The sequence below is a fragment of the Desulfurococcus sp. genome (genome assembly GCF_038881575.1).
Lineage (GTDB): Archaea > Thermoproteota > Thermoprotei_A > Sulfolobales > Desulfurococcaceae > Desulfurococcus.
Map to the genome: position 1 here is coordinate 232,580 of NZ_JAVZPN010000003.1, position 7,326 is coordinate 239,905.

General features: G+C 44.9%; 6 protein-coding genes. 2 read left to right on the forward strand and 4 right to left on the reverse strand.

The window, feature by feature from the left end:
- Positions 1-63: 63 nt before the first annotated feature.
- Complete coding sequence (locus tag QXV08_RS04730; RefSeq protein ID WP_342788176.1) at positions 64-1,728, forward strand: type II/IV secretion system ATPase subunit; 1,665 nt, start codon at positions 64-66, stop codon at positions 1,726-1,728.
- A 31-nt stretch (positions 1,729-1,759) separates the two neighbouring features.
- On the opposite strand, the gene QXV08_RS04735 is transcribed toward QXV08_RS04730, so the two are convergent.
- Positions 1,760-2,509, reverse strand: coding sequence for a hypothetical protein (locus QXV08_RS04735; protein WP_342786662.1), 750 nt, complete (start codon positions 2,507-2,509; stop codon positions 1,760-1,762).
- Positions 2,510-2,649: 140 nt separating this feature from the next.
- Between QXV08_RS04735 and QXV08_RS04740 the strand changes: the two genes are divergently transcribed.
- Complete coding sequence (locus tag QXV08_RS04740; protein ID WP_342786661.1) at positions 2,650-3,606, forward strand: DHHA1 domain-containing protein; 957 nt, start codon at positions 2,650-2,652, stop codon at positions 3,604-3,606.
- On the opposite strand, the gene QXV08_RS04745 is transcribed toward QXV08_RS04740, so the two are convergent.
- The 3 genes from QXV08_RS04745 to QXV08_RS04755 form a co-directional block, all read right to left on the reverse strand.
- Positions 3,603-4,148, reverse strand: coding sequence for a DUF429 domain-containing protein (locus QXV08_RS04745; RefSeq protein WP_342791513.1), 546 nt, complete (start codon positions 4,146-4,148; stop codon positions 3,603-3,605). The genes QXV08_RS04740 and QXV08_RS04745 overlap by 4 nt on opposite strands.
- Positions 4,142-5,512, reverse strand: coding sequence for a geranylgeranyl reductase family protein (locus QXV08_RS04750; protein WP_342786658.1), 1,371 nt, complete (start codon positions 5,510-5,512; stop codon positions 4,142-4,144). Before QXV08_RS04750 ends, QXV08_RS04745 begins: the two co-directional genes overlap by 7 nt.
- Before the next feature lie 88 nt (positions 5,513-5,600).
- The gene (locus tag QXV08_RS04755; protein ID WP_342786657.1) at positions 5,601-7,130 is read right to left on the reverse strand and encodes an AMP phosphorylase; all 1,530 of its coding nucleotides are present in this window, start codon (positions 7,128-7,130) and stop codon (positions 5,601-5,603) included.
- Positions 7,131-7,326 lie beyond the last annotated feature (196 nt).

Sequence of the window (7,326 nt, forward strand, 5' to 3'; positions counted from 1 at the left end):
GTTTTAAACACAGCTGATACTTGGATATAGGAGGTTCCAAGCTTGAAATTAAAAATACCATTGATGAAGCTGGGGAAGAAACCTGCGGAAGAGAAATCCGAAGTGAGGGAAGCGAAGATATTAAAGGAGAGTATCACAGCTATTGAGGAACTAGTACAGGTGTCGTCGAGAGATCCCTCCTGGCGCATCCTCGATTCATACTACATATATAAGCCATTCGTTAAGATAACCATTGCTGAAACACCTAAGGGACCCATGTACTTCGTGGAGGAGCAGGGGTTGGACAATGAAGATAAGATAGCCCTGGAGAAACTCTACGAGATCCTTATGGATGAGATAAGACTGCCCCAGAGAAGAGAGGATCTGGCTGATCTAAGAGGATACGTGTTTAAGGAGGTCGAGAGAATTAGTGAGAAATACCGTGAGAAACTGGGTATGGTCGGCTCTAGAAGGCTTAAGGTGATGTATTATATTGAGAGAAACCTCCTCGGCTATGGTGTACTGGATCCTATAATGAAGGATCCCAATATAGAGGATATCTCCTGCAACGGCGTAGGGATACCAGTATTCGTCTGGCACAGGAAATATGAGAGCATACCCTCCAACATCACATTCACCGCTGAGGAGGCATTGAACGAGCTGATAATGAAAATGGCTCATATGGCGGGTAAGCACATAAGCATCGCATATCCTATTCTAGACGCAATGCTACCAGAGAAACACCGTGTTGCAGCAACCTACGGTAGAGAGGTCTCCACCAAGGGACCCTCCTTCACTATACGTAAGTTCCGTGAGAAACCATTCAGCATCATAGAAGTTATCGAGCAGGGTAACATAGATGCTTTATCCGCAGCATACCTATGGATACTTCTAGAGCATGGTAAGACATTCATGATTGCTGGTGGCACCGGTACAGGTAAAACAACAATGCTGAACGCGCTTTCAATGTTCATTAAGCCAGGTATGAAAATAGTGACAATCGAGGATACACCAGAACTAAACCTACCCCACGTCAACTGGGTTCAGTTAACCAGCAGGGAAACCTATGTTGTGGGAATGCAGAGTCTTGGGACAAGTGTGAAGCTCTATGACCTAGTAAAGTTAAGCCTTAGATACAGACCTGACTACGTGATTGTTGGAGAGGTGCGCGGTGAGGAGGCGTCTGTATTATTCCAGGCAATGGCAACTGGACACAGCGGTGCTAGCACCATCCATGCTGAAACACTTGACTACGCTATTAAAAGGCTTACAAGCCCCCCGATGAATATTTCTCCGGCATATATGAAGCTTATGAATGTATTTATGCATATCCAGAGAGTGATCACTAGAGTGGAGAAAGGAGTGGTAAAGGTTAGGAGAAGAATAACCGTGGTACAGGAGGTCGAGGACTTTGAAAAATATAGGTCGATAAGCGTATGGGATCCGAGAACAGATACTCATAAAGTAGACCTAAAAGAGAGCATCCACTTAGAGGATGTCGCAGCAAAGAAGGGATGGGACCTGGAAGACGTTATAGAGGAGGTAAAGAGGAGAGCACTTGTCCTCGAGTGGATGAAGGAGGAGGGGATTAAAGACGCCTGGGATGTCTCAAGAATAATCTTCGACTACTACTATGAGCCACAACTAGTGTACGAGAAGGCTGTTAAACGATTGGCAGAGATAAGAGGGGAGAGTAGGGAGAAGATTAGTGAGGAGATCACAGCGGAAACCAGGCCGGGGACCGGGTAGATTTAATAGCATTGAAACCCACACCTAGAGGCTAACCGGTTAGTTGAAACTCTATTTTAACCTCCAAGCCCACCTCATGTAACTCCTTTAGTATCGGTAAATCCTTCTCTATATTAGTCTTTAATTCGCTATCCCTGCATTTACCAAACAACCCCTTTTTTCTGAGTTTAACCTTAACCGCTAATACCTCGTTGCTTAGATCGGTTGAGATATCATCAATCATTACACATCCATATAGTTCGGCTGTCTCACTTATAATGTCTCTTAAATGCTTTACAAATCCTTTTAATCTATCTTGATCTATAGCTGGTGGGGCAGCTGGTTTCACACTCTCCATAGATTTACCGCCGGGTTCTACAGGTTGCACCTCTTTTACTTCTCCAGCTTGCATACTAACCTGTGTTCCTGACTCCCCTTCTCTCCGCTTAGCTGTGAGATCGAATATACGGCACTCAATCATCGATGATGCAAGCTTTCTACTGAAATCCCTTAGAGCCATATACCCTGGTATTCTAATTGATGTCTCAAAGTATTCGACTATCGACTTGATTACTCCGTCCTCGATTAGTATAGTATAGCTGATGTCATCCCGGCAGGAGAGCAGGTAGGAGCCCTTTGATAGCCTTGAAGAGACAAGTTCTACGAAATCAGATAATGTAATGGTAACGGCTTCAACATACTGTCCTCTTAAAAATAATTCAGCCTCTTTAACAGGGTCTTCAAGTAAATTAAGACTACTTGGATCGTGTTTCAACCCTGTTAAATCGTGAAAATCACTCAAAACATAATACACCTGTTTCAAGTATTTTATCTAGATGAGATCTACTTATAAGGGTTCACTCCTAAATCAGGGAAGAATAAGGGTTATAACTGAAGCCCCGCCCCATTCAGGGCGGGAAGGAGGAGAGAGGGTGGTTCACCATGACTAATACATTGATAATAACCCACACAGACATGGATGGCGTTGCATCGGCAGCACTATACATATATTTAAACAATCTAAGGGACTACCATGTATACTTCACTGAGCCATATAACCTCCACAAGGCACTCGAGAGGAATAATGACGAAGAGTATTCAAATATAGTAATCACAGACATAGGGGTTAATCCAACAATATTCGAGAGAGTTAAGGAACTCCTAGACGAGTATCGTAGAAGAGGGAGCAGGATATACTGGTTCGACCACCATGTATGGTGCACCAAGTGGATCCAGGAGGTGAGAAGTATAGGGGTTGAGCTATATATTGATGAATCCACATGTGCCACAGGGGTAGTATACAAGTATAGTAGGCATGAGGTAGACGCTAATAAAGACTTCGCCTCCAACCTTGTCAACGGGGTTTGCGCAGGCGACTTATGGAGGTTTGATCACTGGCTGGGCCCATACTATATAAGGCTGATCAGGAGAAAGGATAGTAACGAGTGGAGAAGACGGGTTCTCAGCAGGCTTGCCGAAGGTGTCTACTGGGATCCATTATTCAATGAAAAAATCTCAACTACAATAGACTTGGAACTAGGGTTATTCAGAGACGATGTTAGAAAAATCATCAGAGAGGTGAATGGTTTCAGGGTATGTATCGTTGAGTCAAACGAGAATGTGGAAAATAGTTTCCTGGCCTCATTTATAATGGGGCGCTTCAACACCGATGTCGCTGTCATCGCTTCAAGCGATGGAAAACTAAGCTTTAGAAGCAGAGGTGTAAACGTGAGAGATATAGCAGTAGCACTGGGAGGAGGCGGGCATTTAACCGCTTCAGGGGCCAGGATCAATATACCATGGAGGATCAGGGTTTTATCCAAGATTTCGAGGGAAGCCTTGTTAAAACATGTTGCCAGTAGAATAGAAGAGTACTCGAGGCTTTTACAGCCAATTTAACCACACAGTGGTTTAAGAAGGAAGATCTCGCCGTCGGGGGCCTTGAATGAGACAGCTTCTCCTCTAGCATACTCCATTGCAACAATAGAAGCTATTAAAGCGTCCTCCTCATCCCTGGTTAGGCCAGTCCTGGCTGGGAGACTCAGCTTCCCCACTAACTCATAGATGTTTCTACATCCACTCGACTTTAAAGCACTCCGTGGATGGGTCTCCACGACTTTAATACCCATATTGCAAAGTATTCTAGTTAATCTAACAGCCCTCTCATAGAGGAGCCTCATACCACGCCAACCCGGGGGCAATACCCTGTATCCATTATTCAGGAGTAAGAGATCTACTTCACGATAACCATGGCCAGGCGTTAAGGGAGCGTCCAGTGCAACTATATTGGGCTTAAATACCCCCAGTAAATCGATTATTTCTCCATCACTGTAAAGGACTCCTATAAAAACTATTCTGGCTCCACCGTTATGCTTGATTAATGCTACGCCTGTCGGATTCCTTGGTGAACCAGCTAGATCTATACCAGCATATATCACCATTTAACTCTTTCTCCCTTATTGAATCCTATTGTCCTCCTGTATTCTTCAACCATGTCTTCAACCATCCTCATCCAGCTTGGTAGCCCGTTAGGTGTCGAGGGGTATTTATCAAGATATAGCTCGCTCACCTTCTTCATATAGCTTCTCACAATCCTTAACTGGTTTAGCAGGCTCGGCCTGCTTAAGGCTCTTAACACTGATAGTATCGTATGAGTTATTTTCTCACCCAACTCGCCTTTAACGCCTATATCATAGACTGATGCACCGTCAACGATCTTATTCGCCATCAACCATTCGAAATCCTCATTGGAGAGCTTCTGCATATACATCCTTAGGATATCTAGCCCTGCTTGCTTAGCCCCATAGGCCCTCATATACTCTATGTTTGCCTCCCACATTGCCTTCTCACTGACTTCTCCCTGCTCGAGGGCATCCCCTACATGTCTAGCTACTATATCGGCTGCCTCCAATGATGAGCCTATACCACCTCCATGCACAGGGTTTACTGTATATGCAGCATCACCAATAACACCGACATTCCTCCAGACCATGGTTGGCAATGGCCTGCGTGTAGGTACGATTCCTCCTCCTGCATATAGCACTTTACCATTGAATCTTTGTCTGAGGTACTTATCATAGTTATGCCTTGGATTATGGAGTCCATTCCATATTACTCCCAACCCAACATTGATCACTCTGCCATCACGTGACTTAGGGAAGAGCCACCAGTAGCCGCCTGGGGCTATAATAGTGTTCAAGTATATTACAGCGTAATCCCTATCCTCCTCCCTTACACCGCCATCGTACTCTACTACCTCCCTATAAGCTATATTGAAGTCTGTTGTATAGGGTTTATCAGAGATAGGCCATGTCTCGGGAAGCCTACTCCTTAAAGCCGGCTTGGAGCCGCTTGCGTCAATGAATGCCTCTGCCTCTAATTCCACTGTGCTCCCGCCAACCTTCTTTGCTATAATAGAACCTACCCTATCACCCCTTATATTCACCCCTATGACACTGTGCTGGTCGAGTAATTCCACACCCTTATCAAGCGCCTGCTTAAGCAGCCACTGTCCTAGTTTAACCCTGTTAACGCTTACTCCCTCACCGGGAACTATTATCTCATGCCTCTCGCTTGGACTATATATCTTCACTCCCCTGTAGACATGGTCTATGATGTCTTCAGGTAGCCTTAACCCTATGTGCTGGAAATGATGGACACCTATCGCGTCCCCGCATGTCTTATCCCCTATTTTACTGGCTGGTTTGCTCTCCACTAACGCGACCCTGAACCCCTTTGAAGCCAGGACTAATGAGGAGTATAATCCAGCGACACCGGCTCCAACGACTACTACATCATACTTCAAAGCACTAGCACCCCTTATAATACTTAACTATGTTATAAGTAAATAAAAATAAAAGCACTCTGGTTAAGGACATGAATAATCTATCATCCTATGGTAGAGTCCTTAAAAGCATCCCCTCAACTATCACTGGCTGTAGGTCTCTTAGAAGCCTCACAGCTGTCTCAAGTCTTGGCGCGCTGTCACTATATAACGTTATTAATGGATCACCCTTGTTAACCCTGTAGCCCACCTTTGCATGGAGTTTCACGCCGGCTCTTTTATCGTAGGGAGCTCCACACGCCTTAGCTATCAGAGAGATGGCAGTATTATCTATATGTGTAACAGCTCCCTCAAGCGGTGAGGTGAGAGTGTAGGTGTGGGAGCCCATGGGTATATCGCTTGGCTTGGTCTCAGGGTTCCCTCCTTGAGCCTCTATTATCTGCTTAAACTTCTCATACGCCTTTCCGGATACAAATATCTCCCTAGCCACCTCCTCACCCTGCCCAGGCTGAACTCTCCCGCTTAACTCCATAACTAATCCAGCTAGAAGTATGGCTTTATCAATAAGGCTCCTACTTCCCTTCCTCTCAATAAGGGCTTCTAGAGCTTCCCTCGCCTCTAGAGCTGGGCCAACCGATGTACCTATGGGTTGCCCACCATAGGTTAAGGCGACCTTTATTGTAACCCCTAGTAACCCGGCTTGCCTTATGAATAACCCGGCTAGCTTTTCGGCGAGAGAAACCTTTTCAACCTTTGCTCCACGCCCCACCGGTATATCTATCACCAGTCTCTCCACACTCATAGCGAGCTTCTTGGATAATATACTTGCAACCATTTGTTGCTCGGGATCTATAGAGAGCCTTCTTTCAATATTAACAAATATATCATCCGCTGGAGCCAGATTAAGCCTACCTCCCCAGGCTAAAACGCCTTTAACCTTCCTAGCTATCTCAACTATCTCATCAATCGTTAGATCAACCCTAGCTAAGACCTCCATGGTATCAGCTGTGCCAGCTGGGCTCGTTATGGCTCTACTACTGGTTTTAGGTATCAATAACCCCGAAGCAGCAACTATTGGTACTGTTATCAAAGCCACCTTACTATTACCGGGTACCCCTCCAATACTATGCACATCATATACTGTCTCCTCGAAGACGAGTTTACTCCCTGTTTCAACCATTGCTTTAACAAGATAGCTTAATTCATCCTCGCTTAACTCATGGTAGAGCTGACTAATGAGGAAAGCTGCTATCTCAGCCTCGCCATAGATCCCGTTCACAACATCCTGTATAATACCCTTCATCTCGCTCTCAGAGAGCTTAACACCGCTCATCCTCTTCTTTAACGCATTGAAGCTACTCGGTAACCCAATGGGTTTAACGCCAACCATATCTCCTTCTGAAACCCTTAGCGCTGAAGCCGTCTGCGTTGATAAAGCTACTACACCGGGTTGAACAACCGTCTTACTATTTATAACCATCGCGTAAGCCGAGTAATCTCCAGCAGTAACTAAAACAATATTGTTTGTAGCCACACCTAATTCCTCAGCATCACCACTATTCATTATAATTAAATTCCTATGTAAATCCAGGTCGACTATTTTTACACTAAATAGCTTAGACTTACTCTCAAACCCCATTACTATCCCACCCTAATCCCATGCATCGGGCAAAAAGAGCTATGATTACCTATAAGGGTTTTTAAACATTTACAACTGAAAGCCTCGCCCTTCTGTGGCGGGGATGAGAGGAGAGTTTATTAAGTTTTGGCGGTAGCGTTATGATTAGATGATGATGTGGCGATGAGTGTGAATAGTCAAGCCCTCGGATGATGAT